This is a genomic window from Klebsiella sp. K5-45 (genome assembly GCF_030128605.1).
Lineage (GTDB): Bacteria > Pseudomonadota > Gammaproteobacteria > Enterobacterales > Enterobacteriaceae > Klebsiella > Klebsiella quasipneumoniae.
Genome location: NZ_JAKUZW010000001.1, coordinates 387,169 through 412,722, shown reverse-complemented (window position 1 = coordinate 412,722; position 25,554 = coordinate 387,169). Strand labels below are relative to the sequence as shown.

At 58.4% G+C, this 25,554-nt stretch carries 22 protein-coding genes and 1 pseudogene; 11 read left to right on the top strand and 12 right to left on the bottom strand.

Translation table 11 applies throughout. The annotated features are described in order from the left end of the window. Position 1: 1 nt before the first annotated feature. Complete coding sequence (locus tag MKS11_RS02115; RefSeq protein WP_004205429.1) at positions 2-1,339, bottom strand: PTS sugar transporter subunit IIC; 1,338 nt, start codon at positions 1,337-1,339, stop codon at positions 2-4. A 299-nt stretch (positions 1,340-1,638) separates the two neighbouring features. On the opposite strand from MKS11_RS02115, the gene MKS11_RS02110 reads away from it, so the two are divergent. Beyond that, complete coding sequence (locus MKS11_RS02110; RefSeq protein WP_004229436.1) at positions 1,639-2,640, top strand: LacI family DNA-binding transcriptional regulator; 1,002 nt, start codon at positions 1,639-1,641, stop codon at positions 2,638-2,640. Here MKS11_RS02110 and lysA read toward each other — a convergent pair. Continuing rightward, entirely contained in the window at positions 2,633-3,895 is a 1,263-nt protein-coding gene (lysA, locus tag MKS11_RS02105) for a diaminopimelate decarboxylase (protein WP_004205426.1), read from the bottom strand. The genes MKS11_RS02110 and lysA overlap by 8 nt on opposite strands. A gap of 136 nt (positions 3,896-4,031) precedes the next feature. Between lysA and MKS11_RS02100 the strand changes: the two genes are divergently transcribed. After that, positions 4,032-4,958 carry a LysR family transcriptional regulator gene (locus MKS11_RS02100; protein WP_053810907.1) on the top strand — a complete coding sequence of 309 codons (927 nt, stop codon included), beginning with the start codon at positions 4,032-4,034 and terminating at the stop codon, positions 4,956-4,958. On the opposite strand, the gene MKS11_RS02095 is transcribed toward MKS11_RS02100, so the two are convergent. Beyond that, a complete protein-coding gene (locus MKS11_RS02095; protein ID WP_062914414.1) occupies positions 4,942-5,637 on the bottom strand; it encodes an aspartate/glutamate racemase in 696 nt (231 codons plus the stop codon). The two genes, MKS11_RS02100 and MKS11_RS02095, sit on opposite strands and share 17 nt — an antisense overlap. A gap of 139 nt (positions 5,638-5,776) precedes the next feature. Between MKS11_RS02095 and MKS11_RS02090 the strand changes: the two genes are divergently transcribed. The 5 genes from MKS11_RS02090 (at position 5,777) to MKS11_RS02070 (ending at position 10,784) form a co-directional block, all read left to right on the top strand. Then, positions 5,777-6,103 (top strand): cupin domain-containing protein, encoded by a 327-nt coding sequence (locus MKS11_RS02090; protein ID WP_004205420.1) that lies wholly within the window; start codon positions 5,777-5,779, stop codon positions 6,101-6,103. Positions 6,104-6,555: 452 nt separating this feature from the next. Beyond that, complete coding sequence (locus MKS11_RS02085; protein ID WP_004205419.1) at positions 6,556-7,446, top strand: carbohydrate ABC transporter permease; 891 nt, start codon at positions 6,556-6,558, stop codon at positions 7,444-7,446. Then, positions 7,439-8,341: a carbohydrate ABC transporter permease gene (locus MKS11_RS02080; RefSeq protein WP_004205418.1), complete on the top strand. Its 903-nt coding sequence runs from the start codon at positions 7,439-7,441 to the stop codon at positions 8,339-8,341. Before MKS11_RS02085 ends, MKS11_RS02080 begins: the two co-directional genes overlap by 8 nt. A gap of 12 nt (positions 8,342-8,353) precedes the next feature. Next, a complete protein-coding gene (locus tag MKS11_RS02075; RefSeq protein ID WP_017899248.1) occupies positions 8,354-9,481 on the top strand; it encodes an ABC transporter ATP-binding protein in 1,128 nt (375 codons plus the stop codon). 16 nt (positions 9,482-9,497) lie between these two features. Continuing rightward, the gene (locus MKS11_RS02070) at positions 9,498-10,784 is read left to right on the top strand and encodes an ABC transporter substrate-binding protein (RefSeq protein WP_284109359.1); all 1,287 of its coding nucleotides are present in this window, start codon (positions 9,498-9,500) and stop codon (positions 10,782-10,784) included. Between the two features lie 71 nt (positions 10,785-10,855). Here the strand turns inward: MKS11_RS02070 and MKS11_RS02065 are convergent, their stop codons facing one another. From MKS11_RS02065 to MKS11_RS02050, 4 genes are all read right to left on the bottom strand, one after another. Further along, positions 10,856-12,199, bottom strand: coding sequence for a carbohydrate porin (locus MKS11_RS02065; protein WP_087770911.1), 1,344 nt, complete (start codon positions 12,197-12,199; stop codon positions 10,856-10,858). A gap of 121 nt (positions 12,200-12,320) precedes the next feature. Further along, entirely contained in the window at positions 12,321-13,754 is a 1,434-nt protein-coding gene (locus tag MKS11_RS02060; RefSeq protein ID WP_087770912.1) for a glycoside hydrolase family 32 protein, read from the bottom strand. Between the two features lie 19 nt (positions 13,755-13,773). Then, entirely contained in the window at positions 13,774-15,015 is a 1,242-nt protein-coding gene (locus MKS11_RS02055; RefSeq protein ID WP_004205406.1) for an MFS transporter, read from the bottom strand. Between the two features lie 12 nt (positions 15,016-15,027). Beyond that, the gene (locus tag MKS11_RS02050; protein WP_017899252.1) at positions 15,028-15,162 is read right to left on the bottom strand and encodes a hypothetical protein; all 135 of its coding nucleotides are present in this window, start codon (positions 15,160-15,162) and stop codon (positions 15,028-15,030) included. Between the two features lie 94 nt (positions 15,163-15,256). On the opposite strand from MKS11_RS02050, the gene MKS11_RS02045 reads away from it, so the two are divergent. Beyond that, positions 15,257-16,252: a LacI family DNA-binding transcriptional regulator gene (locus MKS11_RS02045; RefSeq protein ID WP_064150848.1), complete on the top strand. Its 996-nt coding sequence runs from the start codon at positions 15,257-15,259 to the stop codon at positions 16,250-16,252. Here MKS11_RS02045 and MKS11_RS02040 read toward each other — a convergent pair. Both MKS11_RS02040 and kduD read right to left on the bottom strand, forming a co-directional pair. Then, a pseudogene (locus tag MKS11_RS02040) lies at positions 16,249-17,669 on the bottom strand (sugar porter family MFS transporter). The gene MKS11_RS02045 and the pseudogene MKS11_RS02040 sit on opposite strands and share 4 nt — an antisense overlap. A gap of 295 nt (positions 17,670-17,964) precedes the next feature. After that, entirely contained in the window at positions 17,965-18,726 is a 762-nt protein-coding gene (kduD, locus tag MKS11_RS02035; protein WP_012540639.1) for a 2-dehydro-3-deoxy-D-gluconate 5-dehydrogenase KduD, read from the bottom strand. A 483-nt stretch (positions 18,727-19,209) separates the two neighbouring features. On the opposite strand from kduD, the gene MKS11_RS02030 reads away from it, so the two are divergent. Continuing rightward, positions 19,210-20,385, top strand: coding sequence for an oligogalacturonate lyase family protein (locus MKS11_RS02030; protein ID WP_004205399.1), 1,176 nt, complete (start codon positions 19,210-19,212; stop codon positions 20,383-20,385). 134 nt (positions 20,386-20,519) lie between these two features. Here MKS11_RS02030 and ompK26 read toward each other — a convergent pair whose 3' ends face one another. The 3 genes from ompK26 to MKS11_RS02015 all read right to left on the bottom strand — a co-directional run bounded on the left by ompK26 (position 20,520) and on the right by MKS11_RS02015 (position 23,631). Further along, complete coding sequence (ompK26, locus tag MKS11_RS02025; protein ID WP_284109358.1) at positions 20,520-21,215, bottom strand: KdgM family porin OmpK26; 696 nt, start codon at positions 21,213-21,215, stop codon at positions 20,520-20,522. Between the two features lie 249 nt (positions 21,216-21,464). Beyond that, a complete protein-coding gene (locus MKS11_RS02020; protein WP_004205397.1) occupies positions 21,465-22,643 on the bottom strand; it encodes an acetyl-CoA C-acetyltransferase in 1,179 nt (392 codons plus the stop codon). 118 nt (positions 22,644-22,761) lie between these two features. Then, complete coding sequence (locus tag MKS11_RS02015; RefSeq protein ID WP_087770915.1) at positions 22,762-23,631, bottom strand: LysR family transcriptional regulator; 870 nt, start codon at positions 23,629-23,631, stop codon at positions 22,762-22,764. Positions 23,632-23,733: 102 nt separating this feature from the next. Between MKS11_RS02015 and MKS11_RS02010 the strand changes: the two genes are divergently transcribed. After that, positions 23,734-24,195 carry a multidrug/biocide efflux PACE transporter gene (locus MKS11_RS02010; protein ID WP_087770916.1) on the top strand — a complete coding sequence of 154 codons (462 nt, stop codon included), beginning with the start codon at positions 23,734-23,736 and terminating at the stop codon, positions 24,193-24,195. A gap of 123 nt (positions 24,196-24,318) precedes the next feature. Beyond that, on the top strand, positions 24,319-25,548 hold the full coding sequence (locus MKS11_RS02005) for an amino acid permease (RefSeq protein ID WP_064187434.1): 1,230 nt from the start codon (positions 24,319-24,321) through the stop codon (positions 25,546-25,548). Positions 25,549-25,554 lie beyond the last annotated feature (6 nt).

Below are 25,554 nucleotides of genomic sequence, written 5' to 3'. Positions count from 1 at the left end.
CTCAGACAGGGTTGGCGGTCTGTTGATTGTCGGCCTGACGCTGTGCGGCATCGGCACGGCGGGAGGCAATTTTGACGAAAGGCAGATAGATAAGCACCGCGACGACGATGCAGATAAGCTGGGTCACCACCGCTCCCATCGAGCCGGCGGTGGACAGCCAGGCGTTGATCAGCGGCGGCGTGGTCCAGGGCACCATCACCACCGCCTTGCCGGCGAAGCCGGTCAGGGTGGCGAAATAGCCGATGCTGCCGGTCACCAGCGGGGTGATGATAAACGGGATGGCGAGGATCGGGTTGAGCATGATCGGCATCCCGAAGATCACCGGCTCGTTAATATTGAACAGCCCCGGGCCTATCGACAGCTTGGCGATCTCTTTCATCTCTTTGCGCCTGGTGGCGATCATCACCGCAATCAGCAGGCCGATGGTCAGCCCCGAGCCGCCGATGCTCATGTAAACATCCCAGAAGGGCATCGTGATGATGTTCGGTACCTCTTTCCCCTGCTCAAAGGCGCTCATATTGACGGTGATCGCCCCCAGCAGCAGCGGCTCGCGGATCGGCTTGATCATCTGGTTGCCGTGAATACCGATCACCCAGAACAGCTGGGCGACGAACATCAGCAGTAGGATCCCCGGCAGGCTCTGCACCACCCGCTCCAGCGGCTGCTGCACCACCTGGTAGACCGCATCGTAGAGATACATTCCCGTCAGCTGGTGGAAGAGAAAACCAAAGGTGGCGATCGCGGTGGTGGTGATGATCGCCGGGATCAGCGCGGAAAAAGAGGCAGAAACGTTCGGCGGCACGGTATCCGGCATCTTGATCTTCAGCCCCTTGCGCCCCTCCAGCCAGCAGTAAATCTCGACCGACAGAATGGCGATGAACATTCCGAGGAACAGACTACGGGTATCGGAGAACTGACGCAGCAGGACATCTTTCACCACGTGCATCTGGCCATCGACCATCATCTCCACCGTGGTCGGCGTGACGCAGATAAAGCAGATCACCGCCAGCAGGCCGGGAAACAGGCTTTTGATGCCGTTGATCCGCCCCAGCTCAATGCCGATCAGAAACACGGCGCCGATATTGAGGAAGTTGAGCGTGGCGTAGTTCAGCGCGCTGGTGATCGGCTTCAGCGCCGCGAGAAAGGAGAGTGAGGAAAAGCTGGCGAGCCCATTCTTCGGATCCAGCACCATATTGGAGATCAGCACCGAAAAGGCCCCGACGATGATCACCGGCATCAGGGTAATAAACGCCGATTTGATCGCCATAATGTAGCGATAGCTGTTGAATGTCGTCGCGAAACGCCCCAGCGCGTCGATCAGTTTGTCCTGTAATGCCATAAAAGAGTACCTCAGAGTAAAGGGCTTATTGCGGCCAGGTGGACAGCCAGTGACTTTTGGCATACCAAAACATAGTCGCCAGGCAAAAATTGTTCTGTGACAGCGCTCGCAACCCGCTTCGTGGTATCCCAAATATCGATAAAAACAGCCATTGGCATACCAGATAACGCCGGTTGGTCAGTTCCTGCTAAAAGCGTGATCGCGATGGTTTTTCCGCCCCGCCCCGTCGATATGTCCCTTTTCGGTCTGTGATAAACTGCGCCTTACCACGTGAAATCAGGAATCGATGAATGGCTACAATGCTGGATGTCTCAATTCGCGCAGGCGTCTCGAAAGCGACGGTTTCCCGCGTGTTGAACGGCACAGGTCAGGTGAAAGAGAGCACCCGCCAACAGGTCTTTAAAGCGATGGAAGAGCTGGGCTACCGGCCGAATTTCCTTGCCCGCTCGCTGGCCAATCAGACCAGCAACAGTATCGGGCTGGTTGTCTCCACCTTTGACGGCTTCTACTTTGGCCGTCTGCTGCAGCAGGCATCACGCCAGACCGAAGCCTGGGGAAAACAGCTTATCGTCACCGACGGCCATGATACGCCGGAGCGCGAAGAGGAAGCGGTGCAGATGCTCGCCGACCGGCAGTGCGATGCGATCATCCTCTATACCCGGCATATGAGCGAGAAGGCGATCATGTCGCTGATTAACTCGATCGCCATGCCGCTGGTGGTGATTAACCGTGATGTGGCGCAGGCCCGCGAACGCTGCGTGTTTTTCGAACAGCAGGAAGCCGCCTTCCAGGCCGTGGAGTATCTGATTACCCAGGGCCACCGCGATATCGCCTGCATCACCGTCCCGATGCACACCCCCACCGGCCAGGCGCGCCTGCAGGGCTATCGCAACGCGCTGATAAAACATGGTATTGAATGGGATCCGAGCCGGGTGAAATACGGGGACTCGACGATGACCCGCGGCTACGAGCTGTGCCGGGAACTGCTGGACGAGAAAGCCCGCTTCAGCGCGCTGTTTTCCTGTAACGATGATATGGCGCTGGGGGCCTCAAAGGCGCTGCATCAGGCGGGGCTGCGTATTCCGCAGGATGTGTCGCTGTTTGGCTTCGACGATGCGCCAAGCGCGAAATGGCTGGAGCCGGGGCTGTCGACGGTCTATCTGCCCATCGACAACATGATCACCACGGCTATCGATCAGGCGATCAAGCTTGCTAATCAGCAGCCGATCGAAACGATCCCGCCGTTCACCGGCACGCTGGTGTTGCGCGAGTCGGTAACGACGGGACCTTTTTTTAAATAAGCTCTAAGGCCAGCAGCTCCTGGATGGTCTGGCGACGACGGATCAGCCGCGCCTTGCCGCCATCAAACAGCACCTCCGGCAGCAGCGGACGGCTGTTATAGTTGGATGACATCGAGGCCCCGTAGGCGCCAGTGTCATGGAGCACCAGATAATCCCCTGGGGCCACCGCCGGCAGCAGACGGGTCTCGACTTTACCCCCTTCCTGCTGGGTAAAGACGTCTCCGGACTCGCACAGCGGCCCGGCCACCACGGTCTCCACCTGCGGCGCGGCGCTGAGATCGCGGCCATCCGCCGCCAGAGCGGTGATATGGTGATAGCTGCCGTACATCGCCGGGCGCATCAGGTCGTTAAAGCCGGCGTCAATCAGCACGAAGTGGCGGCTGCCCATCTCTTTCACGCTGCGCACCTGCGACACCAGCACGCCGGACTCGGCCACCAGGAAGCGTCCGGGTTCAATCTCCAGTTTCACCGGGTGCCCCAGATGGGTGGCGATCTGCTCCCGGGCGCGGTTCCACAGGCCGTAATAGTGGGCGGTGTCGATGGCCTCTTCACCCTCGCGGTAAGGAATAGACAGGCCGCCGCCGGCGGAGATGGCCTGCAGATCCTGGCCAAAGTCGACAACCTGGCGCACCATCGCGCCGCACACCTGCTCCAGGTGACCGTAGTCGACGCCAGAGCCGATATGCATATGGATCCCCACCAGCTGCAGCTGATAACGACGCATCACTTCCAGCGCCGCCGGCAGATGGCTGTACCAGATGCCATGCTTGCTGTTCTCACCGCCGGTATTGGTTTTCTGGCTGTGGCCGTGGCCAAAGCCCGGGTTGACGCGTAGCCAGACGCGATGGCCCGGCGACACCTCCCCCAGCTGGCTTAGCATGTCGATCGAACCGGCGTTCACCGGGATCTGTAACGCCTTGACGCGATCGAGGGTGGCGTCGTCGATCAGATCGGCGGTGAAGACAATATCCTCTGGATTCTGCTGCGGATCGTAGCCTGCCGCCAGCGCACGCTCGATCTCCCCCAGCGACACCGAGTCCACCTTCACCCCCTGCTCACGCATCAGACGCAGAATATGGATGTTAGAGCAGGCTTTTTGCGCAAAACGCACCACGTCAAACTGGCTGAGCTGGGCAATCTGGCGGCGAATAATCTGCGCATCATAGACCCAGACCGGGCAGCCAAATTCCGCCGGCAGGCGCAGCAGGTTGTCCGCGGTTAGATCGGTATCAGTGGCGTAAAGCGAATGTGGCATAAAAACTCCGGTGCAGTGCGTGTGTTGGTCGCTGTTTTTTCTGATTACGCCACAGTGCCTGACCAATAAAAAATATCGTTTTATCGCGACTCTATGCAAAAATGATATGGTTACAGCCGAGCCTCAGGGAGACCGCATGCCAGCCGTCAATTTGCGCCATATCGAAATCTTTCACGCGGTGATGACCACCGGCAACCTGACCGAAGCCGCGAGGATGCTGCACACCTCGCAACCCACCGTCAGCCGCGAGCTGGCGCGCTTTGAGAAGGTGCTCGGCCTTCAGCTGTTTGAGCGGACCCGCGGTCGCCTGCAGCCAACCGTGCAGGGCCTGCGCCTGTTTGAGGAGGTTCAGCGTTCCTGGTACGGCCTGGACCGCATCGTCAGCGCCGCTGAGAGCCTGCGCGAGTTTCGCCAGGGCGAGCTGTCGATCGCCTGCCTGCCGGTGTTTTCCCAGTCCTTTCTGCCGCTGCTGTTGCCGCCGTTTCTCGCCCGCTACCCGGAGGTCAGCCTGCAGATCGTCCCTCAGGAGTCGCCGCTGCTGGAGGAGTGGCTCTCCGCCCAGCGCCATGACCTTGGCCTGACGGAGACCTTGCATACCCCGGCGGGCACCGAACGCACCCCGCTGCTGACGCTGAATGAAGTCTGCGTGCTGCCTGCCGGCCATCCGCTGGCGGCGCAGACGACGCTGACCCCCGCCGATTTTCAGGGCGAAAACTACATCAGCCTGTCGCGCACCGACAGCTATCGCCAGCTGCTCGACGCCCTGTTCCTTGAGCATCAGGTTAAACGGCGGATGGTGGTCGAAACCCACAGTGCGGCCTCGATCTGCGCCATGGTGCGCGCCGGCGCCGGGATCTCGGTGGTTAACCCGCTGACCGCCCTGGACTATGCCGATAGCGGCGTGGTGGTGCGCCGCTTCAGCGTTGAGGTACCGTTTACCGTCAGCCTGATCCGCCCGCTCCATCGCCCGCGCTCGGCGCTGGTCGATGCCTTCGTGACGCACCTGCAGCAGAGTCTGCCGCAGATCCTCGCGCCGCTGGCGTCGGTCATGCAGAGAGCATAAAGTTGACCGCGTCTTCCGCATGGATCGCCGCGGTGTCAAAGACCGGCAGCGGGCTGAGCTCGGCAGGCACCAGCAGGCCTATCTCCGTACAGCCGAAAATAACCCCTTCCGCTCCCTGCTCCGCCAGGGCGGCGATCGTCTGCAGATAATAGTCCCGCGACGCCTCGCTGAAGGTGCCGAGACAGAGCTCGTCGAAGATGATCTGATTGATCCGCGCCCGATCGTCGGCCTCGGGGATCAGCGTCTCGATGGCAAACTGCTCCTGCAGACGACCGCGATAAAAGGTCTGCTCCATGGTATAGCGAGTGCCCAGCAGCGCGACCCGCCGCTGGCCTTTGGCGGCAATCGCCCGCCCGGTGGCATCGGCGATATGCAGAAAGGGAACCTGGCAGCGGGCGGCGATGGCATCCGCTACCTTGTGCATGGTGTTGGTGCACAGGACAATGCCCTCGGCGCCCGCCTGCTGGAGCCCGACCGCGGCTTCGGCAAGGATCGCCCCGGCGCGATCCCAGTCGCCGGCGGACTGACAGGCTTCGATGTCGTGAAAATCGACGCTGTGCAGCACCAGGCTGGCGGAGTGCAGCCCGCCCAGTCGCGCCTTCACGCCTTCATTAATCAGGCGATAGTAAGGGATCGTTGACTCCCAGCTCATGCCGCCTAACAGGCCAATGGTTTTCATCTTCTGCTCCTTATGTCGTTTCTGCCAGTGAAACAAACTTGTGATCAACTTTCCACTTCTCTGGCCGCGTATTTCTTTTTCATGAAGAGTGGGATAAGTTAAGTGAAACAACGTTTCATTTTAACAACAGGATCGCCCGATGTTTATTTTCCATAAAGACACCACCCTTGAAGACCTCGGCAATGGCGTAACCCGCCGCATTCTGGCGCACGACGGCAAAATGATGGCCGTAGAGGTGAATTTTGCCGCCGGCGCCGTCGGCCCGATGCATAACCATCCTCACGAACAGCTCACCTATGTGCTCTCGGGCGAGTTCGAGTTCACTATCGGCGAGGAGACGCGCGTCGTCAGCGCTGGCGATACGCTGTATAAGCAGCCGGGGATCATGCACGGCTGCGTCTGTCTGCAGCCCGGCACGCTGCTCGACACCTTTACCCCGATCCGCGAAGATTTTCTCGCACGCTGATGAAAGACGGGGGCGATCGCCGCCCCCGATCCAGGTTTCACAGCACGCGCTAAAAAAGATGCCGCCCCAATCATTATCCTGGTAATAATATTTCCCGCTCAGTTCAGACTGATTATTCCTTGTTTTCAAGCTCCCTAAGATCCTTAAAGTGCTTACCACCTCACCTTTTTGAAACATCGTTTCGACTTTGATCACATTTCCATCCAGATCTGCATGACGCGGAAATAAATCGCAATAAAATGAAATTAAAACGGTGTTTTATAAAAAAAAGATCAGCATGAAAAAGAACCTGACGGCCCCTCCACGCTGGGCCAGATAAAACTTAAGCCATTCATTAACAAGGATATGTTAACCAGAGGAAACGTTCAGACTTTTTGCGTTGGTCGCGGCAAAAGGCCGACAGCGCCGCGTCACCCGATCCGTATTACAACTCGTAAGCCAGGTAGGTATGTATGAATGAAAACAAGCTGCTGGGATTGGCATGGATATCGCCCTATATCATCGGGCTGATTGTCTTTACTGCTTTTCCTTTTGTTTCATCTTTCTTTCTCAGTTTTACTGAGTACGACTTGATGAGTCCGCCGGTATTTAACGGCATTGAAAACTATCGCTATATGTTGACCGAGGATAGCCTGTTCTGGAAATCGATGGGGGTGACCTTTGCCTACGTCTTTTTAACCATCCCCTTAAAACTGGCTTTCGCCCTCGGCATTGCCTTTGTGCTCAATTTCAAACTTCGCGGCATCGGCTTTTTCCGAACCGCCTACTACATCCCGTCGATCCTCGGCAGCTCGGTGGCGATTGCCGTGCTGTGGCGCGCCCTGTTCGCCATTGACGGCCTGCTGAACAGCTTTCTCGCCGTCTTTGGCATCGATGCCGTCAACTGGCTGGGGGAACCCTCGCTGGCTTTAATGTCGGTCACCCTGCTGCGCGTCTGGCAGTTTGGCTCCGCGATGGTCATCTTCCTCGCCGCCCTGCAGAACGTCCCGCAGTCGCAGTATGAGGCGGCAATGATCGACGGCGCCTCGAAGTGGCAGATGTTTATGAAGGTCACCGTGCCGCTGATCACCCCGGTGATTTTCTTCAACTTTATTATGCAGACTACCCAGGCGTTCCAGGAGTTTACCGGCCCGTACGTGATAACCGGCGGCGGCCCGACCTATTACACCTACCTGTTCTCGCTCTACATCTACGATACCGCCTTTAAGTACTTCGACATGGGCTATGGCGCCGCGCTGGCGTGGGTGCTGTTCCTCGTCGTGGCGGTCTTTGCGTCGATCGCCTTTAAGTCATCTAAATACTGGGTCTTCTACTCCGCCGATAAGGGAGGCAAAAATGGCTGATATTCAACAGATGGCGCCGGTGATGAGCGACGCCGATCGTGAGGTCGCCCGTACGCTGCGCCGGGAAAAAGTGAGCCGGGTGGTGCGCTATGTCGTGCTGATATTCGTCGGCCTGCTGATGCTCTACCCGCTGGCGTGGATGTTCTCCGCCTCGTTCAAGCCGAACCATGAGATCTTCACCACCCTCGGGCTGTGGCCGACCCACGCCACCTGGGACGGGTTTATCAACGGCTGGAAGACCGGCACCGAATACCATTTCGGCCACTATATGCTGAACACCTTTAAGTATGTGATCCCGAAGGTGGTGTTAACCATCATCTCCTCCACCATCGTGGCGTACGGCTTTGCGCGCTTTGAGATCCCGTGGAAGAAGTTCTGGTTCGCGACGCTCATCACCACCATGCTGCTGCCGAGCACCGTCCTGCTGATCCCGCAGTACCTGATGTTCCGCGAAATGGGGATGCTGAACAGCTATCTGCCGCTGTACTTGCCGCTGGCCTTCGCCACCCAGGGATTCTTCGTCTTCATGCTGATCCAGTTTCTGCGCGGCGTGCCGCGCGATATGGAAGAGGCGGCGCAGATCGACGGCTGCAACTCCATCCAGGTGCTGTGGTATGTGGTGGTGCCGATCCTCAAGCCGGCCATTATCTCGGTGGCGCTGTTCCAGTTCATGTGGTCGATGAATGACTTTATCGGTCCGCTGATCTACGTCTACAGCGTCGATAAGTATCCCATCGCGCTGGCGCTAAAAATGTCTATCGACGTCACGGAAGGCGCGCCGTGGAACGAAATTCTGGCAATGGCGAGCATCTCCATTCTGCCGTCCATCATCGTCTTCTTCCTGGCTCAACGCTACTTCGTGCAGGGCGTGACCAGCAGCGGAATCAAAGGTTAAGAGGGAAATATCATGGCTGAAGTGATTTTCAACAAACTGGAAAAAGTTTACTCCAACGGGTTTAAAGCGGTGCATGGTATCGACCTGAAGATTGCCGATGGCGAATTTATGGTGATCGTCGGCCCTTCCGGCTGCGCCAAATCGACCACCCTGCGCATGCTGGCGGGTCTGGAGACCATCAGCGGCGGCGAGGTGCGGATCGGCGACAAGATCGTCAACAACCTGGCGCCTAAATCCCGTGGTATTGCGATGGTGTTCCAGAACTACGCCCTCTATCCGCATATGACGGTGCGCGAAAACCTCGCCTTTGGCCTGAAGCTGAGCAAGCTGCCCAAGGCGCAGATTGATCGGCAGGTGGAGGAAGCGGCGAAAATCCTCGAACTGGAGGAGCTGCTGGAACGTCTGCCGCGCCAGCTCTCCGGCGGCCAGGCGCAGCGCGTGGCGGTGGGCCGGGCGATCGTCAAAAAACCGGACGTCTTCCTGTTCGACGAGCCGCTCTCCAACCTGGACGCCAAGCTGCGCGCCTCGATGCGCATTCGCATTTCCGATCTGCATAAGCAGTTGAAGAAATCCGGTAAACCGGCGACCACCGTCTACGTTACCCACGATCAGACGGAAGCGATGACCATGGGCGACCGCATCTGCGTGATGAAGCTCGGCCACATTATGCAGGTCGATACCCCGGACAACCTTTACCACCAGCCGAAAAATATGTTTGTCGCCGGCTTTATCGGCGCGCCGGAGATGAATATTCGCCCCAGCCAGCTGGTTGAGCACGACGGCCGCCTGTGCCTGACCCTTGGCGACCAGCGCCTGCCGTTGAACGACCGTCTGGCGGAGAAAGTCGGCGCCTATCAGCATCAGGAGGTGTTCTACGGGGTCCGCCCGGAATTCGTGTCGCTCTCCGACGCACCGTTCGCCGAAGGCGGCTGCATGGGCGAGATGGTGCGGGTGGAAAACATGGGTCATGAGTTCTTTGTCTATCTGCAGGTCGCGGGCTACGAGCTGACCGCTCGCGTGCCGTCGGACGATGCGAAGCCGATGATTGCTAAGGGACTGAATCGAAAAGTCTATTTCACCTTTGATCTTAACAAGTGTCACATCTTTGACGCCAAAACCGAACAGAACCTCTCTCTGTGAACCCTGGAGCATAACAATGAAAAACGTGCTGATAAGCGCCACCCTCTCCGCCACCCTGGGCCTTAGCGCCTTCTCCTCGCTGGCGCAGGATGTCGACCTGCGCATGTCCTGGTGGGGGGGCAATGGCCGCCATCAGGTGACCCTCAAGGCGCTGGAGGCTTTTCACCAGCAATATCCTGATATCAATGTCAAAGCGGAATATACCGGTTGGGACGGCCATCTTTCGCGCCTGACCACCCAGATAGCCGGCGGCACCGAGCCTGACGTGATGCAGACCAACTGGAACTGGCTGCCGATCTTTTCGAAAAATGGCGATGGCTTTTACGATCTCAATACTCTGAAAGACGAGATCGATCTCAGCCAGTTTGACGCCAAAGAGCTGCAGTCCACCATGGTCAACGGCAAGCTCAACGGCATCCCGGTGTCGGTCACCGCCCGCGTTTTCTACTTTAACGACGAAGCGTGGAAAAAGGCGGGCATCCCTTTCCCGAAAACCTGGGATGAACTGCTGGCGGCGGGGAAAACTTTCGAAAGCAAACTCGGGAAACAGTACTACCCGGTGGTGCTTGAGCACCAGGACGTGCTGGCCCTGCTCAACTCTTACATGGTGCAAAAATACAACCAGCCGGCCATCGATGAGAAGGGCCGCAAATTCTCCTACAGCAAAGCGCAGTGGGCGGACTTCTTCGGCATGTATAAGAAGCTTATCGACAGCCATGTGATGCCGGACACCCGCTACTATGCCTCGTTCGGCAAGAGCAACATGTACGAGATGAAGCCGTGGATCCAGGGTGAATGGGGCGGGACCTACATGTGGAACTCCACCATCAATAAATATTCCGACAATCTGAAGCCGCCGGCGAAGCTGGTGCTGGGGGAATACCCGATGCTCCCCAGCGCCACCGATGCCGGACTGTTCTTCAAGCCTGCGCAGATGCTGTCCATTGGCAAATCGACGAAAAACCCGCAGGCGGCGGCGAAATTGATTAACTTCCTGCTGAACAGTAAAGAAGGGGTGGATATTCTGGGTCTGGAGCGTGGCGTGCCGCTGAGCAAAGCGGCGGTCACCTACCTGACCGAGGACGGGATCATCAAAGCCGACGATCCGGCGGTGTCCGGCCTGAAGCTGGCGCAATCCCTGCCCACCACCCTGCCGGTCTCGCCGTACTTCGACGACCCACAGATCGTCGCCCAGTTCGGCACCACCCTGCAGTACATCGACTATGGTAAAAAGTCGGTGGAAGAAGCGGCCGAGGACTTCCAGCGCCAGACCGACCGCATTCTGCGCCGCGCGATGCGTTAACCTGCCTGCCTGAACTCTCCCGCGGCGTCCGCCGCGGGAGAGCCCGCCTGAGTATCCTGTCAGAAGAAATATCAGAAGAAATATTTAAAGCGCACCCGGGCACCATAGCGTTCGTCGGGATTCCCGCTCTTCGCCGCCGTGGAATCGAGCCACGAGGCGTAGGCGCCAAGGTAAATATTGAAGTTCGGCATCGCCATAATATTCGGCAACTGCCAGGATGTATGCACGGTATGGATGTCATAGCGCCCCGGCGCGAGGATTGCGCAGTCGCCATCGCACTCGCCATTCACCCCGGCCATGTTGAACTGATCGATTTTGTTATGCGCGTAGATATAGCCCAGCTCCACGCGATGCCACAGGGCATTGATTCCGGCGCTGAAGTCGGTTTCATCCGCCGCGTCCAGCAGGGCAGTACTCAGATTGACCACCGCCCCATCGTGCGGATCGCTTTTCAGGGTGTTCCAGCTCATGGTCATCCCGTAGCCGGTGCGGTTTGACTGGTCGACCCAGCGCCCGCTCTGACTCTGATAGCCGTAGGCGTTGTTGACGAGGTTGCTCTCTATCGCTGCCGCCGCCGACCAGGCGCCGGACTGCCACACCGCCACCGGCCGCGCGTACACTACGTTTTTGCGGTTTTCCAGCGCATTACCGTGATAGTTCTGATCGACAAACAGCGAACTGCCGTCCTCCACCAGGGTATTGACCTCGAAATACCAGTTATCTACGGTTTTGCTGAACAGGAGGTTGCCGCCGCTGCTGCTGCGCCCGCGCCCCTCTTTCATCATGTAAATATAGCCATAGCCGTCGGAATAAAGGTCGTTGGCGGTATTTCCTGAATATTCAATAAAGGTATCCTGATTCAGGGGGAACATATCCCAGGCTTCAAAGCGGCCTATTTTTATTTTCCAGTCATCCTGCTGACCAAAGAAAAATACCGCATCGTCGAGATTCATTTTGCCATCCATATCCGCCAGCGGCTGCACGCTGAATCCGGCATATTTCCCGTCGTCGCCATTACGTCTGCCATCAAAACCCAGCAGAATACGGCCATTAATATCCCAGCGTTCTTTCTCGCCGGGCGCCCAACTTTTATTCGCGCTGGTTTTGACCGACGTCAGGCTACCGGTGCGGCTGGCGCCATCAAGATTAAATTCGACGTCGCCATAAAATTTTAATTCGCCATTGTCGTTCAGCTGCAGGCGCGGCGTAGCCGGCGCCGCGCGGGCGACCGTCGTGGCCTGCTGCTGGCCTTTCAGCGTCTTAATCTCCGCCTCTGCGCTGGCGGCGCGCGCCTCCGTCGCCTTCAGCCGCAGCTCCATTTGCGCCAGCCGCTCTTCCAGCGATAACGGCGCCTGCGCCATCGCCTGTGGCAGATACAGAGACGTGAGAAAACACCCGACCCAGATTTTATTCATCGGTAAACCCTTTTATTATGGAATGAACTGAATTTTTTATTAATGGGTAATGCACGACGATACAGGCAATAATAACCCGCCCATCGTCAAAGACGGGTTATTAACGACAACAGCCTTTTTATTATTCGAGCTGCCAGGCTCCGGCTTCGGTTAATGCCGCCGAACCGCTCCAGGCAAATAACGCTAATTCACGGCGGGGAGCCTGCGGATAGATACGGCTGCTCAGGCAGGCCTCGCCGTCATTGACAAAAACCTCCACCGAAGAGCTATCGAAAAATATCCGCAGATTGAGATCCGCCCCGGCGGTCAACGGTACGCTGCGCGTCCCGCACAGGCCATACTGCGGATAATGCCGCTCCAGCATCAGACGCTGCTGTTGGGCATCCACGTAGAGGCGCAGGCCATCGCCAAAGCGCAGACCATACTGCTCGGCGCTGCTGCTGGCGCAGTTCCAGCGCAGGTTGACCTCCATCGCCTCGCAGTTGTCGACCATCGTGGTCTGCTGATTGTTCAGGGTGCTTACCGGCCACGGGAACCAGGCGCCGCGCAGGCTCTCCACTTCTTTCGCCGGGCGCATCTGCAGGCGGTTATCCGCGCTCAGGCTCAGCTCGCGCGGCAGGGAGAGCATGCCCGCCCAGCCGTCCTGCTGCTCCGGCAGCGGCGATTCCCACATATCCAGCCAGCCAATCACGATCCGCCGGCCATCGGGGGTGGCGAAGCTTTGCGGCGCATAGAAATCGTGGCCGTGATCCATCTCCGTGAACTCGCCGTGACGGACGAATCGCTGCCCCGGCTGCCACTCGCCGATCAGATAGCCGCTCTGGAACAGGTTGCGGTTGCGGAACCCCTCGGCCTGCATCCCCTGCGGGGAAAACATCAGGACGCGTTTGCCGCTGAGGGTGAAGAAGTCCGGGCACTCCCACATATAGCCCATGGTGCTTTCCGCTTCATCCAGCACCCCCGCGTCCTGCCACTGGCGCAGATCGGCTGAACGGTACAGCCGTACCTGACCGGTGTCGCCTTCGCGCGCGCCGACGATCATGTACCAGCTGTCTCCCTCCCGCCAGACCTTCGGGTCGCGGAAATGGTGCATGCCCGGCGGAGTGTCGACCACCATCCCCTGGCGCTCGAAGTGGATCCCGTCCCGGCTGGTGGCCAGGCACTGTACCTGATACAGATTGGCTTCGTCGCCAGGGTCGCCGTGGAATTTATGCCCGGTGTAAATCAGCGCCAGGGTATCGCCATCGACCACCGCCGAGCCGGAGAAGCAGCCGTCTTTATCCTCCGGCCCCTCCGGCGCCAGGGCCACCGGCAGATGCTCCCAGTGCACCAGATCCTTGCTCCGTGCATGCCCCCAGTGCATCGGCCCCCACTGGGTGGAGTACGGGTGATGTTGATAAAAAGCATGGTACCAGCCGTCGAACCACACCAGACCGTTTGGGTCGTTGATCCACCCGGCGCGGGCCGCCAGGTGATAGTGCGGATACCAGCGCAGATTGAGCGCCTGGCGTTGTGTCTGGAGTACCTGTTCAGCCCTGGAGATTGTGTAAGTCATCGTTTTCACTCTTTTTGATTCAGATAGCGGTAGGTTGCGACATCAGCGGATCGGCGGAGGATTTGCCGGAGCGCAACAAGAAGATGGAAATAAAGGTGGTGCAGAACACCAGCAGGCCCATGATCAGATAGGACTGGGCGAAGCCATATTTTTCATAGCTGTAGCCCGCCAGCGGCGACAATACGCTGGCGATAATCGAGCTGGTGCAGGCGAAGCCCACCAGATAGAGGGTGGAGGAGAGGCGTTTATCGAAGTTGATGCTGTTGTACTTAAAGATAGCCACCAGCAGTATCGGCAGCTCCACCGCGTGCAGCAGTTTGGTGATGGAGATCAGCAGCGGCCCCTCCACCAGGCCGGAGGCCACCATGCGCATCGCCATCACCATGCCGGCGAAAATCAGACCGTTTTTGGCCCCGATGCGGTTCACCAGCCACGGCGCGCAGAACATGCCGGCCGCCTCGAGGAACACCTGGAAGGAGTTAAGGTAGCCATACATCTCATTGCCTTCCTGCAGGGTCGCGAACTGCGATGAGAAATAGACCGGGAACTGCTGGTCATAGACGCCGTAGATGCAGGTGCCGATGACGAAGAAGACCAGCGCCCAGAAGCGCGGCAGCGTCAGCAGGCGCAGCGCATCTTCCAGGGTCACCTTGCCGCCCGAAACCGCCTCCTGCATCGCATGCGGTGCCGAGGAGACGCGCAGCCGGGCCAGCAGAATAAAAAACACCAGTCCGGAGCAGCTGGCGACGAGGAAGTTAAGCTGCGGGTTGATGTTAAACAGCAGACCGGCGAAGAAGGTGGCCACCGCCCAGCCCAGCGAGCCCCACATCCGCGCCCTGCCGAATTCAAACTGGCTCTGGCGCGCCACGCGCTCGGTATAGGATTCCAGCACGCCAATGCCGCCGTTAAAGGTCAAGCCGATGTAGATCCCGCCGAAGATGCTGCCCAGCAGGACGTTAATTTTCAGCAGATGGCCGAACAGCAGATACGCCGGACCGGAGAGGATCAGCAGCGCGGTGATATACCAGAGCAGATGTTTGCGCAGCCCCAGCTTATCCTGGATAAAGCCATAGCAAACTTGCGCAAACAGCGCGGAAACCGACAGCACGGCGTAGATGATACCGGTATCGCCGGCCTTCAGCCCCACCTCCTGGTGCAGCCAGATGGAAAGCAAGGAGCCGGATGACGACCAGGTCACGAAAAAGAAAAACAGTAAGGCACTGAGCAACGGGTAGCTGTGTGAGTGATGCGCTTTCATCATGACATTCTCGTGTTAGAGGAATGCAATTATGGTAACGTTAACAAAAAACAAAGCGCAGAGGGATTCGCTGCGATATATGATGTTAATCACAAAAGTTAACGTTAACATAATGAAGATGCGATCGCGATCAAAAATCAACCGCAACATCGCTCACGACGGCGTTAGCAGAAAATCGTTTCACGCTTTTACATCAGCGACTTAGTTGTATAGCCTGTACTCTACAGCAATGGCGGAGGAAAAAATGGCATCCCTGAAAGATGTAGCAAAACTGGCGAATGTATCTCTGATGACCGTCTCACGGGCGCTGAACACCCCGGAGCGGCTCAAGCCGGAGACGCTGGCCCGCGTGCAGGCCGCCATCGCCGAAACCAACTACGTCCCCGACCTCTCGGCGAAAAAGATCCGCGGGGCGCGGGCCACCCCCAGCACCATCGGCGTGCTGGCGCTGGATACCGTCACCACGCCCTTTTCCGTGGAAATCACCCTGTCGATCGAAGAAACGGCCCGCGCCCACGGCTGGAACAGCTTTGTGGTCAATATGTTTTCTGACGATCGGCCGGAAGCAGTGGTCGACCTGCTCCTCTCCCACCGTCCGGACGGCATCATCTTTACCACCATGGGCCTGCGTCAGGTGCCGCTGCCGGACAAACTGCTGACCCTGCCCTGCGTGCTGGCTAACTGCGAAAGCCTCAGCCAACCGGTGGCCAGCTATATCCCGGACGATGAACAGGGCCAGTACGACGCGGTAAAAGCCCTGCTTGCCGCCGGCTATCGTTGTCCGCTGTGCCTGCACTTACCCGCCAGCCAGCTGGCGACAATCCGCCGCCGCCAGGGGCTGGAGCGCGCCTGCCGGGAGGCGGGCATCGAACCTGAGAGCCTGACCCACTCGTATATGGCCCAGGGCGATGAGCATTACCACGATATTCCCGCGGTGGTGCTGGCGCATATCCGCGAGGGTAAACCCGGCTTCGACTCGGTGATCTGCGGTAACGATCGCATCGCCTTTATGGTCTATCAGACGCTGCTGGGCCAGGGGTTACGCATTCCACAGGACGTGGCGGTGGTGGGATACGACAATATGGTGGGCATTGGCGATCTGTTTCTGCCGCCGCTCTCCACGGTGCAGCTGCCGCACTACGACATCGGGCGCCTGAGCGCCCTGCATATCATTCACGGCGACAACCATCGGGAGACGCGCAAGGTCGCCAGCCCGTGGTTGCCGCGCGCCTCACATTAACGGTTACCGATATTGCGCAGCTTCTCGCCCGCCATCAGGTTGCGCTCAATGTGTTCAAGGCTGACATTTTTGGTCTCCGGGATCAGCCAGAAGGTGACGCCGATAAAGGCCACGTTGAGCACCGTGTAGAGCCAGAAGGTCCCGGCGGCGCCGATCGCGTCAAGCAGCGTCAGGAAGGTGGCGCCGATGATCATGTTCGACACCCAGTTGGTGGTGGTGGAGCAGGTGATGCCGAAGTCGCGGCATTTCAGCGGCTGGATCTCGGAGCAGAGGATCCACACCACCGGCGCCGCGCTCATCGCATACCCGGCAATACACATCATGGTCATGCCGACGGAAAGCCAGGAGAGGCCGCTGGAGGCGGTGCCATTGTCGAACTGCATCAGGCAGTAGCCAAGCACTAGGGTGCCCAGCGCCATCACGCTGAAGCCGATTTTCAGCGCCGGCTTGCGGCCTGCTTTATCCACCGTGAACACCGCGATAAAGGTGGCAAACATAAAGGTCAGGCCCACCACCAGGGTGGCGATCATCTGCTGTTCGGTAGTGGTAAAACCCGCCATTTTGAAAATACGCGGGGCGTAGTACATGATGATGTTCATGCCGGTGAACTGCTGCATCGCCTGCAGCAGCATGCCAAGGAACACCGCCCGGCGTACGTTACGATTGACCTTGAACAACGCCCAGCCGCCCTGCTTCAGCTTCAGGCTTTCGCGGATCTCGTTAAGCTCAGCGCGCGCCTTCTCCGAGGTATCGCGCAGCATCCGCAGCACCTCTTCCGCTTCGATATGGCGCCCTTTCTCCGCCAGCCAGCGCGGGCTGTTCGGCAGAAAGACGACCAGAACGATCAGGATCACCGCCGGCAGCGCCACACGCCCAGCATGGCGCGCCAGTTACCGCTGTAGCTAAAGGCGGTATCGGAAAGAAACGCCAGCACAATGCCGAGGGTCACCATCAGCTGATACATACTGATCATTTTGCCGCGCACGTTCTCGCTGGCCATTTCGGAGAGGTACAGCGGCGCGGTGTAAGAGGCGATCCCAACGGCCACCCCCAACACCACGCGGGCCACCAGCAGCACTTCGACGCTGGCGGCAAAAGCGGAGCCGATAGAGCCGGCGACAAAGAGCACGGCCCCCGCCATCAGGCTGTATTTGCGGCCAAGGCGGAACGACAGCCAGCCGTTAAACAGCGCGCCTATCGCCGCCCCCAGCATCATGCTGCTGACCACCCACTCCTGAAGCTGGCTGGATAAGGTGAAGTGGTCGGTAATAAAGGGCAGCGCCCCGGATATCACGCCGATATCCAGGCCAAAGAGCAACCCCGCCACCGCCGCGGCGATAGAAACAAACCAGTTCATCCGCCGGGTGTCACGTTGCGCCCGCGGCGTTAATGCAGAGTCGTTACTGATTGAAGTCATTTTTATTCCTGCCACACAGAGAAAGACATAGGACGAAAGTACGTGACTGGCGGAGGAGTTTGTCAGGCTGGATACGCCAAAGATATGGACTATTTTGCTGGCAAGATGGGTTTGTGATGGACATTAAACTTTCAACGTAACGAAAAATTCGTTTCGCATCGTTAATAACCCTGTTCATACAGGGCGGTAACATTAATTCTGCATTATGGAATATGGACGATCCTCATTTTACGGTATGGACAATAATTGCTCAGACGGCCGGAGCGGTGTGTGCCGCGCCGGCCGTCGCCGTCGGTTAGCGCGCCAGCCAGCCGCCGTCCACCGCCACCGTGTAGCCATTGATGTAATCGGAGGCTGGGGAAGCGAGGAAGACCACCGGCCCCATCAGGTCGGCCGGCAGGCCCCAGCGCCCGGCGGGAATGCGGTCGAGGATTTCGCTACTGCGCTGCTCGTCAGCGCGCAGCTGCTGGGTGTTATTGGTCGCCATATACCCCGGGGCGATGGCGTTGACATTGATATTGTGTTTAGCCCACTCGTTGGCCAGCAGGCGGGTAACGCCCATCACCGCGCTTTTGGACGCGGTATACGACGGCACACGGATCCCGCCCTGGAACGACAGCATCGAGGCGATGTTAATGATCTTCCCGCCGCTGCCCTGGGCGATAAAGTGCTTCGCCGCCGCCTGGGACATGAAAAATACGCTCTTGATGTTGAGGTTCATCACGTCGTCCCAGTCCTTTTCGCTGAACGCCAGCGCGTCCTCGCGGCGGATCAGGCCGGCATTGTTGACCAGAATATCAATATGGCCAAACTCCGCCACCGCCCGCTCCAGCAGCTGAGGGATACCGTCGATCTGGCGCAGGTCGGCGGTCAGGCTGAGAAAGCGGCGTCCCAGCGCCGTCACCCGCTCGATGGTTTCCACCGGCTCGACAATATTGATACCGACGATATCGCAGCCCGCTTCCGCCAGCCCGAGGGCCATCCCCTGACCTAAACCGGTATCGCATCCGCTCACGACGGCCACTTTTCCCTGCAGGGAGAATGCATCAAGAATCATAATGTGTTCCTTAGTCGTTCAGAGCCTGCAGTATGCAGGCAAGGTTCTCTCGGCCCGGCTCGCGCCGGCGGCGCGACTGAGCGTAGGGCGAACTCACGGGCATAGCCCATCATAAAAATAAAACAGAGTTCCGTTTTACTGATGGGTGCCATCTTAGCCCCGCCCTCTGTCATTTTCAATGATATTTAAAACGTTGTTTCATTTTTTATGACGCCGATTACAAAAAAAGAAAACGCGAACGGATCCGGTAACCCGCACCGGACAGGAAGCGGTTTTAAAAGGATGATGATTCAATCGGTTGTCCGGAGAGGCGGCCAAAGTGAGGCCAGCAGGCCGCAGAAGATGCAGGAATTACGCCGAACTGCGTGGGACATCACAAATAATGAAACGTTGTTTTGATAAATTAACACCCATCTTTTAAAACATATCACTCAGCGACACGCCTCTGGTCCAGCGGCATCGCAGGAAAGAAAGGAGCACTACATGGCTAAAGGCATGCGGGTCAAACTGAATTACCACGTCAGCCGCGATCCGGATACCGGGGCGGAAGTCACCCGCTTAACCCCCCCGGAGGTCACCTGTCATCGCAACTACTTCTATCAGAAGTGCTTTTTTAACGATGGCAGCCATTTACTGTTCGCCGGCGAGTTTGACGGCCACTGGAACTACTATCTGCTGAATATCGCCAGCGCCGAAGCCGTCCAGCTGACGGAAGGCGCCGGGGATAACACCTTCGGCGGCTTCCTCTCCCCGGACGATAAGTCACTCTATTACGTGAAAAATGACCGTACCCTGCTGGAGGTGAACCTCACCACCCTCGCCGAGCGTGAAGTTTACCGCGTCAGCGAGGCGTGGGTCGGCTATGGCACCTGGGTGGCAAACAGCGATTGCAGCAAACTGGTAGGCATTGAGATTGCGAAAAGCGACTGGACGCCGCTCAACGACTGGCAGATTTTCCATGACTTCTTCCACAAAGGACCGCATTGCCGCCTGCTGCGCGTCGACCTGTGCAGCGGTGAGAGCCAGGTGATCCATGAGGAAAAAATCTGGCTGGGACACCCGATCTATCGTCCCTTCGACGACCATACCGTCGCCTTCTGCCATGAAGGGCCGCACGATCTGGTTGACGCCCGCATGTGGCTGGTCAATGAAGATGGCAGCAACGTGCGTAAAGTCAAAGCGCATGCCCCGGGGGAAAGCTGCACCCATGAATTCTGGGTCCCGGACGGTTCAGCGCTGATCTACGTCTCCTATCTGAAAGGCCAGCAGGGGCGGACGATCTATCGCTTTGATCCGGAGAGCGGCGTCAACGAGGCCCTGATGACGATGCCCGCCTGCTCGCATCTGATGAGCAATTTCGACGGTACGCTGCTGGTGGGCGATGGATCAGGCACGCCGGTGGATGTCAAAGATACCGGCGGCTACTCCATTGATAACGATCCTTATCTGTACGTCTTTAACGTGGCGGAGAAGCGCTACTTCCGCGTCGCGCGCCATGATACCTCGTGGGCGACGGTGGCCAACAGCCGCCAGGTGACGCACCCGCACCCCTCGTTTACGCCGGACGACAGCGCCATTCTGTTCAGCTCCGATAAAGACGGCAAGCCGGCCATCTATATCGCGAAATTACCTGACCATCCGCCGATGCTGAGCGCCTGAGCCCCGGCGAACGTTTTTCTGTAACTGGCCTTGCCCTCCTTCGCGGAGGGCTTTTTTTTGTTCCCCCGCTTTGGCCCATAAAAAACCCCGGCTGACGGCGCCGGGGAAAACAGACGATGAGTGCCTGATGGAAATCAGAACGAGTAGGCCACCCCGACGCGGAAGCGGGTCTGGCGATCGCTGCGGTCATTCACGCCGACGTTGCCGATTTCACCATACGGCGACCAGTTGTTATCCAGCTTATAGGCCACCTTCACGTTATATTCCTGCGAGTAGGGTTTGTTGTCGTTGCGGTTCACCCCTTCCGAACTGCGGGCATAGACATAGTTCAGCTCGGTGCGCCAGTCGCCGAGAGCAAACCCGGCCCACGCGTCGCCGCGATTCACCTTGTCATCATCTTTGCCGCCATCATTCGGATAGCGGGTGTACTCATAGCGATAGCGAGCGGCGACATAGAAGCCATTGTCGAAACTGTATTGTACGTGCAGGTGCGGCTTGTAGATGGAGCGGCTGTCGTTGCTCTCTATGGTAAACCCGGGGGTGAGGAACAGGTTCGATGTCGCTTTCCAGCGCCAGCTGATGGTGTCTTCATGGCCGTTGCCCACCACGTCCGAATAGGGTTGCGAACCGTTGTCGCCGCCTGAACGCCATTTGGCCTCTACGGTAAAGCCTAGCCCGTTGGCGAAGCGGTGGGACACCGAGACGCGGTCAGCATTGCTTTTATCGCTCTTGCCGCCATCAATAAATTCATGACGTAAATCTATCGTGACCGCGGTTGCCGCAAAAGACATACCGCAGAGGGCGGCCAGAACCAGAGATCGTTTCAACATAGGGTACCCCTTATAATAAATAAAATGTCATTTTGTTTTTATGAAACGTTATTTTATTTTTTAAGCACCTTAGTTTTAGTGACCAGGATCGTAGTTATTTGTTTCAAAAAAGGTGGCACAACAAGACGTGACGGAGCTCAATAAATTGGCGGTGGGTGAGGGAAATACGGGAGAAAAAAGAGGGGGTCGGCAAAGCGCGGCGCATAAAAAAGGCCTCCCGCAGGAGGCCATGGAAATCGACATGCAGCGCTACGCGCGTTCTACCGCCAGCGCCACGCCCTGACCGCCGCCGATGCACAGCGTCGCCAGCCCTTTACGCGCATCGCGCTTGATCATTTCATGCACCAGCGACACCAGAATCCGACAGCCGGAGGCGCCGATGGGGTGGCCGAGGGCGATCGCGCCGCCGTTAACGTTGACCCGTCGCTCATCCCACTCCAGTACCCGGCCAACGGAGATAGCCTGAGCGGCAAAGGCCTCATTGGCTTCGATCAGATCGACGTCGTCCAGCCGCCAGCCGGCCCGCTCAAGACAGCGACGAGTGGCGTGCACCGGCGCGATGCCCATCAGCGCCGGATCGACGCCGACGCTGGCGAAGGCGCGGATCCGCGCAAGGATCGGCAGCCCCAGCGCCTCGGCTTTCGCCTCACTCATCATCATCACCGCCGCCGCGCCGTCATTGATGCTGGAGGCGTTGCCGGCGGTTACCGATCCGAGACGATCGAAGGTAGGCTGCAGGCTGGCCAGCCCTTCCGCGCTGGCATCCACCCGCGGTTGTTCATCGGTATCCACGGTGCGCGCCGCGCCGTTATGCTCGGTAACGACCGGGACAATCTCATCGCGAAAGCGTCCGGAATCAATCGCCTTGCGCGCCTTCTGCTGCGAGCTGAGCGCCCAGGCGTCCTGCAGTTCGCGGCTGATGCCATATTCCCGGGCGAGGTTCTCCGCCGTGACGCCCATATGATAATCGTTGAAGGCGTCCCACAGGCCGTCATGGACCAGGCTGTCAATCAGCTGGCTGTTGCCCAGTTGGGCGCCGGTGCGGCTGTCGGTGAGGACATGCGGAGCGCGGCTCATGTTCTCCTGGCCGCCGGCGATCACCACGTCCGCCTCCCCGCACTGGATCGCCTGGGTGGCGAGGTGCAGGGCTTTCAGGCCGGAACCGCAGACGTCGTTAATGGTGATCGCCGATACGGTGTTGGGCAACCCGCCGCGAATAGCAGACTGACGGGCCGGGTTTTGCCCGGTTCCCGCGGTCAGCACCTGGCCGAGGATCACCTCATCCACGCTCTGCGGATCGATTCCCGTCTTCTCCACCAGCGCCTTCACCACCACGCTGCCCAGCTCAACGGCTGAATGGCGTGATAACGCGCCCTGAAAGCAGCCAATCGGCGTACGTAGCGCCCCGACGATCACGACATCCTTCATCCTCTACCCCTGCCCGTGCTTTTGCGCAAAGAAACAGCGATATACTAGATAATTGTTATCAAAAAACTTTGTAATTGTTTAAAAAAAGTGAAGCCAATCACAAAGAAATAGCTATTCGTTAACGCTCACGCCGCTGCAGATGCTGACGCAGCCAGCTGCCGGCCGCCCCGGGCGGCGCTTTCTTATTCCACAGCAGATCCACCGAAATCGCCCGCGGCCAGCCGGGGATATCGAGCGCCACCAGTCCGCCCTGCGGCGCAAACTCCGCCACCAGCGCACAGGGCAGAATGCACCAGCCGAAGCCCTGCACCGCCATGCTGAGCAGCAGCAGGTAGTTTGGCGCCGACCAGACCTGCCCGGCGGCAGGCTCCGTCGCGCTGGCCAGAAAGGTGCTCAAACGCAGCTCGCGCCAGCTGCGCAGCTCATCCCAGACAACCTTGCCCTGCCCCGCCAGCGGATGGTCAGGCGCCACGTAAATGCCCATCGCCGTCTGCAGCGGCAGGCGGGTGCTGCCGATATCGGTCGGGTAGCGCTCTCTCGCCTCAATCAGTCCCACCTGGGCGCGGGATTTTTGCAGGAGATCGATCACGTCCTCATCTTCGCCAATCAAACATTCAAAGTCGGTATGAGGGAAGCGGCGGTCAAACTGCACAAGCAGATCTTCCAGCACGTCCGGGTGCAGGGTGTCCGAGAGCACAAAGGTCAGCCGCGGCTCCGTCTCGCCTGACAGCGATACCGCCAGCTCATCCAGCCGCTCGCTGGCGGCGAGGATCGCTTTGACATAGCTCAGCACCTGCTCCCCCTGCGGCGTCAGCGTCGGCTGCCGCGTTGCCCGATCGAAGAGAGTCACCCCGAGGTCAGCCTCCAGGTTGCCGATAGCGGTACTGATCGTCGACTGGCTTTTGCGCAGGCGACGGGCGGCGGCGGAGAACGACCCGCTGTCAACGGCCTCGACAAAGGCGGTTAACGCTTCCGGTGAATAACGCATGATGTATCTACTTTATCGATGGTTTCTATCTTTTGTTTATCACATTTTTCCATAAACTGCCGGGTAATTTCCTGTTCAGGCTAAAACTGGAGGTAGCTCGCCATGCAACAGACCCCACATCAGCGCAAGACGCTCACCGAGCGCGTTATCCACGCCATCACCTTCGAAGGGCTGGCGACGCTGATCCTCGCCCCCACCGCCGCCTGGCTGATGCAGCGTTCGGTGGTGGAGATGGGCGGACTGAGCATTCTGCTCGCCACCCTGGCGATGGTATGGAACATCATTTATAACGCGGCTTTCGATCGCCTGTGGCCAGTCTCCCGCGTCCCTCGCCAGCTGAAAGTGCGGGCGCTGCACGCGATCGGCTTCGAGACCGGCTTTGTTATCATCGGCGTCACCATGGTAGCCATCGTGCTGGGGGTATCGCTGCTGCAGGCGTTTATGCTGGAGATCGGCTTCATGCTCTTCTTCCTGCCCTACACCATGGCGTTTAACTGGGTCTGGGACACCCTGCGCGAGCGCGTTATCCGTCACCGCCGCCCGCGCCAGGCGGCGCGCGGCTAGCCTCGCGGCGGATCCTTCGCGATCCGCTGCCACTTTATCACCAAAAACTATCGCAACAGACGAACCATAAATATGGTAAATTGCACTCCTTTTTTTTGGTTTGACGGTTGATAAAGTCGCATAATGTCTAAAATTTGGTCTAAAGAAGAAACTCTATGGAGTTTTGCCTTATATGGCACTGCAGTAGGCGCTGGGACGCTATTTCTACCGATCCAGCTGGGTTCGGCTGGCGCCATTGTCCTTTTCATCACCGCGCTGGTCGCCTGGCCGCTCACCTACTGGCCTCACAAAGCGCTGAGCCAGTTTATTCTCTCGGCCAATATCGCGCCGGGAACCGGGATCACCGGCGCAGTAAATCACTACTATGGTAAGAAAATTGGCAACCTGATCACCGGGCTCTATTTCCTCGCCTTCTTTGTGGTCGTGCTGATCTACGCCGTGGCCATCACCAACTCGCTGGCCGAGCAGGTGGCACATCGCACGCCGATGACGCCTGCGCTACGCGCGCTGCTGAGCCTGGGGGTCGTGCTGGTCCTTAACCTGATCTTTCTCATGGGCCGGCAAATCACCATCAAGGTGATGGGCTTTCTGGTCTTCCCGCTTATCGCCTGCTTCCTGTTTCTCTCCCTCTATTTAATCCGCGACTGGCATCCGGAACATCTCACCAGCCAGATGCAGTTCAGCTCGCAGACGCTCCACCAGGTCTGGATCTCCATACCCGTGATGGTTTTCGCTTTTAGCCATACGCCGATCATCTCGACTTTTGCTATCGACCAGCAGGAGAAGCACGGCGACCTGGCCATGGGTAAATGCAAAAAAATCATGAAGGTGGCCTATACCATCATCTGCGCCAGCGTGCTGTTTTTCGTCTTCAGCTGCCTGCTGGCCATCCCGGCGACCTATATTGAGACCGCCCGCGATCAGGGGGTGACCATCCTCTCCGCCCTGTCGATGGTGCCGGGCGCGCCGGGCTGGCTGGCGGTGACCGGCATTATTGTCGCCGTGGTCGCCATGTCGAAATCCTTTCTCGGCACCTACTTCGGGGTCATTGAAGGCGCCAGCGAAATCGTCAAAAGCTCGCTGGGCCTGATGGGCGTGCGCAAGAGCCGCGCCTTCAACCGCGCGATGTCGATCATGCTGGTCTCTGCCTTCACCTTTGCGGTGTGCTTTATCAACCCGAATGCGATCTCGATGATCTACGCCATCAGCGGACCGCTTATCGCCATGATCCTGTTTATCATGCCCACGCTGTCAACCTGGCTTATCCCGGCGCTGAAGGCGTATCGCTCGGTGGGTAACGCCATCACTCTGGTGGTCGGCCTGCTCTGCGTCTCCGTGATGTTCTTCGGCTAATCCGTC

Bases quoted from the DNA above. Each gene is read 5' to 3' on its own strand.
- MKS11_RS02115 (WP_004205429.1), bottom strand. From the start codon at position 1,339: ATGGCATTACAGGACAAACTGATCGACGCGCTGGGGCGTTTCGCGACG.
- MKS11_RS02110 (WP_004229436.1), top strand. From the start codon at position 1,639: ATGCTGGATGTCTCAATTCGCGCAGGCGTCTCGAAAGCGACGGTTTCC.
- lysA (WP_004205426.1), bottom strand. From the start codon at position 3,895: ATGCCACATTCGCTTTACGCCACTGATACCGATCTAACCGCGGACAAC.
- MKS11_RS02100 (WP_053810907.1), top strand. From the start codon at position 4,032: ATGCCAGCCGTCAATTTGCGCCATATCGAAATCTTTCACGCGGTGATG.
- MKS11_RS02095 (WP_062914414.1), bottom strand. From the start codon at position 5,637: ATGAAAACCATTGGCCTGTTAGGCGGCATGAGCTGGGAGTCAACGATC.
- MKS11_RS02090 (WP_004205420.1), top strand. From the start codon at position 5,777: ATGTTTATTTTCCATAAAGACACCACCCTTGAAGACCTCGGCAATGGC.
- MKS11_RS02085 (WP_004205419.1), top strand. From the start codon at position 6,556: ATGAATGAAAACAAGCTGCTGGGATTGGCATGGATATCGCCCTATATC.
- MKS11_RS02080 (WP_004205418.1), top strand. From the start codon at position 7,439: ATGGCTGATATTCAACAGATGGCGCCGGTGATGAGCGACGCCGATCGT.
- MKS11_RS02075 (WP_017899248.1), top strand. From the start codon at position 8,354: ATGGCTGAAGTGATTTTCAACAAACTGGAAAAAGTTTACTCCAACGGG.
- MKS11_RS02070 (WP_284109359.1), top strand. From the start codon at position 9,498: ATGAAAAACGTGCTGATAAGCGCCACCCTCTCCGCCACCCTGGGCCTT.
- MKS11_RS02065 (WP_087770911.1), bottom strand. From the start codon at position 12,199: ATGAATAAAATCTGGGTCGGGTGTTTTCTCACGTCTCTGTATCTGCCA.
- MKS11_RS02060 (WP_087770912.1), bottom strand. From the start codon at position 13,754: ATGACTTACACAATCTCCAGGGCTGAACAGGTACTCCAGACACAACGC.
- MKS11_RS02055 (WP_004205406.1), bottom strand. From the start codon at position 15,015: ATGATGAAAGCGCATCACTCACACAGCTACCCGTTGCTCAGTGCCTTA.
- MKS11_RS02050 (WP_017899252.1), bottom strand. From the start codon at position 15,162: ATGTTGCGGTTGATTTTTGATCGCGATCGCATCTTCATTATGTTAACG.
- MKS11_RS02045 (WP_064150848.1), top strand. From the start codon at position 15,257: ATGGCATCCCTGAAAGATGTAGCAAAACTGGCGAATGTATCTCTGATG.
- kduD (WP_012540639.1), bottom strand. From the start codon at position 18,726: ATGATTCTTGATGCATTCTCCCTGCAGGGAAAAGTGGCCGTCGTGAGC.
- MKS11_RS02030 (WP_004205399.1), top strand. From the start codon at position 19,210: ATGGCTAAAGGCATGCGGGTCAAACTGAATTACCACGTCAGCCGCGAT.
- ompK26 (WP_284109358.1), bottom strand. From the start codon at position 21,215: ATGTTGAAACGATCTCTGGTTCTGGCCGCCCTCTGCGGTATGTCTTTT.
- MKS11_RS02020 (WP_004205397.1), bottom strand. From the start codon at position 22,643: ATGAAGGATGTCGTGATCGTCGGGGCGCTACGTACGCCGATTGGCTGC.
- MKS11_RS02015 (WP_087770915.1), bottom strand. From the start codon at position 23,631: ATGCGTTATTCACCGGAAGCGTTAACCGCCTTTGTCGAGGCCGTTGAC.
- MKS11_RS02010 (WP_087770916.1), top strand. From the start codon at position 23,734: ATGCAACAGACCCCACATCAGCGCAAGACGCTCACCGAGCGCGTTATC.
- MKS11_RS02005 (WP_064187434.1), top strand. From the start codon at position 24,319: ATGTCTAAAATTTGGTCTAAAGAAGAAACTCTATGGAGTTTTGCCTTA.